This window comes from Prevotella sp. AM42-24 (assembly GCF_003461825.1).
Taxonomy (GTDB): domain Bacteria; phylum Bacteroidota; class Bacteroidia; order Bacteroidales; family Bacteroidaceae; genus Prevotella; species Prevotella hominis.
Window position 1 is genome coordinate 2,181 of record NZ_QTXV01000120.1, and the last position, 2,143, is coordinate 4,323.

General features: G+C 34.3%; 4 protein-coding genes and 1 pseudogene. 2 read left to right on the forward strand and 3 right to left on the reverse strand.

Annotated elements, in window-relative coordinates; translation table 11 throughout:
* Positions 1–352 (forward strand): copper resistance protein NlpE N-terminal domain-containing protein (locus DW917_RS16385; RefSeq protein WP_147344244.1); only part of this gene is annotated, 352 nt, incomplete at its 5' end.
* Positions 353–439: 87 nt separating this feature from the next.
* Here the strand turns inward: DW917_RS16385 and DW917_RS16390 are convergent.
* The 3 genes and pseudogenes from DW917_RS16390 to DW917_RS18220 form a co-directional block, all read right to left on the reverse strand.
* The gene (locus tag DW917_RS16390; protein WP_117664305.1) at positions 440–820 is read right to left on the reverse strand and encodes a hypothetical protein; all 381 of its coding nucleotides are present in this window, start codon (positions 818–820) and stop codon (positions 440–442) included.
* Between the two features lie 121 nt (positions 821–941).
* Positions 942–1,193 carry a hypothetical protein gene (locus tag DW917_RS16395; protein ID WP_158570236.1) on the reverse strand — a complete coding sequence of 84 codons (252 nt, stop codon included), beginning with the start codon at positions 1,191–1,193 and terminating at the stop codon, positions 942–944.
* A pseudogene (locus tag DW917_RS18220) lies at positions 1,162–1,416 on the reverse strand (hypothetical protein); the annotation flags it as partial. The pseudogene DW917_RS18220 and the gene DW917_RS16395, both read right to left, overlap by 32 nt.
* A gap of 321 nt (positions 1,417–1,737) precedes the next feature.
* Here DW917_RS18220 and DW917_RS16400 point away from each other — a divergent pair.
* Positions 1,738–2,097 (forward strand): copper resistance protein NlpE N-terminal domain-containing protein, encoded by a 360-nt coding sequence (locus DW917_RS16400; protein WP_233524807.1) that lies wholly within the window; start codon positions 1,738–1,740, stop codon positions 2,095–2,097.
* Positions 2,098–2,143: the final 46 nt, after the last annotated feature.

Here is a 2,143-nt window from a genome sequence, read left to right on the forward strand (position 1 = left end):
TGATAAGCTTGAAGAATATACGGCAGTTTTGGGAAATAGAGCCAACTTGGATTCCATAGCTGGAACTTCTAACGGAGTGTTACCACCTAATGTTGAAACAACACTCACGTTAAATGCTGATGGTACCTACTTGTTGATACAGACATTCAAAGAAAAGCAGAACGAGCAGGAAAGGTTAAATGGTACTTTCCAAGTGCTTGATGGCAACATCCTGATGCTTGTGCATCCTTCAAGTGGTGAGCATACCTTCTACAAGGTGAAGGATGCCAACCATATTATTCTGATAGATTCGTTTGGCAATGAACCCCAAATAGAGGAAAGAAAGGATTACATTCTGAGGAAGGAAAGATAAAATGCAAATAAACTGTGTTAAACCATAATATTATAGCCTAACACAGTTTATATTACACTACCTCAAAAATGGGCTATGTTTTTACGTTTACCCAATTAAATCCTTGATATTTTTTGATTGTTTTGTTAATCTAATCAGAACCGACTTAGCTAAATTATCATCTAATGAATTGTATCTATTGATTAAAAAATCCTTCAATACTGAGAAGCTAATAGTCTCACCACAATCCTCAAATATCAGTTCTTTTTTATTAAAATGGATTATTGAATTTATAAAATTTGATTTTCTTTTTCCTATTATTTTAAATATATGCCCACTTTGGTCAACATATTTTTGATTATTGTAGTATTCTTCAAAGATACTATTATCGCCAGGATAATCCCATAAGTCTCCAATATGGGTTTCTTCCAAATCCTGTGAACTTAAATTACTTAAGGAAATATTAAGTATAGGGAATTGTATTGACATAATTAAAATATTATTATGTGGTGTCTCATAATCGTGAGATACCACTTGTTAATTAATAGATGCCTTCATATAATTCATAGGTTCCAATAGATTCATCAATCATATCACTTATGCCTTTAGCTTATCCTGTAAAAATATAATTAATTTTCATTGTACCATAGCCTGCTATAAACCATACTCCAGCAATAATAGTTCCAACACCAGTTGTTGAAACACCAAGCATAGCTCCATTTATTAAAAGTGAAGGCTTAATCTCTCCAGAAAGGAGTATATCAGCTCCTATCAAAACAGCTCCTGCATACGTAAGCTTGGTCGAAATATTCCGAGCCTTAGCTACTGTTAGAATAGGCATTGTCCATGATGGTATTGCCACCGCTGTTTACCGTGAGGTTCTGCAATCTGCGACGCTGTGGGTCGTAGGTGTAGAACGTCTAAGCATCATTGCAATATTTCAAGTATATGCGCTGCTCAAACTTGTCGTAGCCGTAAGACTTGTAGCCATGAACCTTTTCAAGCTGACCGCCGAGGTTGTAAGAATAGGTAATCTTCTCCTCGTCTGGATAAATCATCTCTAACCCGTAGTGCTTGGATTTTATATGGAAAAACTTTCAAAGATACAAGGGAAATATCCTCTGATAAGTCCTGACGAATTTTAAGGCGGTTTATAGCCTTGTTTTGTTGATACTTTCATACGTCTTTATTTTATGTTTTATCTAAAGAACGATTGACATTTGATTTTATTGCATAGAATTGCAGCATTATCTCAAAATACCGATCTATCAATGGTTTTATACGTATTACGCTATATTTAAATAATCATAGAAAACTTGGCGACACGCATATATTTCAATTATAATCGAATGATATTTTTATAAAATAGAGTCAGCTTAGATTCCATTACTGGAACTTATAACGGTGTGTTACCACCTAATGTTGAAACAACACTCACGTTAAATGCTGATGGTACCTACTTGTTGATACAGACATTCAAAGAAAAGCAAAACGAGCAGGAAAGGTTAAAAGGTTCTTTCCAAGTGCTTGACGGCAACATATTGATGCTTGTGCATCCTGCGAGTGGGGACAATATATTCTGTAAGGTTATGGAGGACAACAGTATTATTTTTATAGATTCGTTTGGTAACGAACCTAAAAAAGAAAATCGGGAAAACTATGCCCTAATAAAGAAAAGAAATGTATATAAACTGTGTTTACCCATTGTAGTAGAACACAGCTTATTTACACTCGAACCAAAGATGGACTTTTACAAAGACTATTGAATAGTACAATACTCTGTTAATTCTTATGTAATCGATTGAAAATGAG

What these genes read in the sequence shown, in the direction of transcription:
- DW917_RS16390 (WP_117664305.1), bottom strand. Translation starts at nt 820, where the DNA reads ATGTCAATACAATTCCCTATACTTAATATTTCCTTAAGTAATTTAAGT.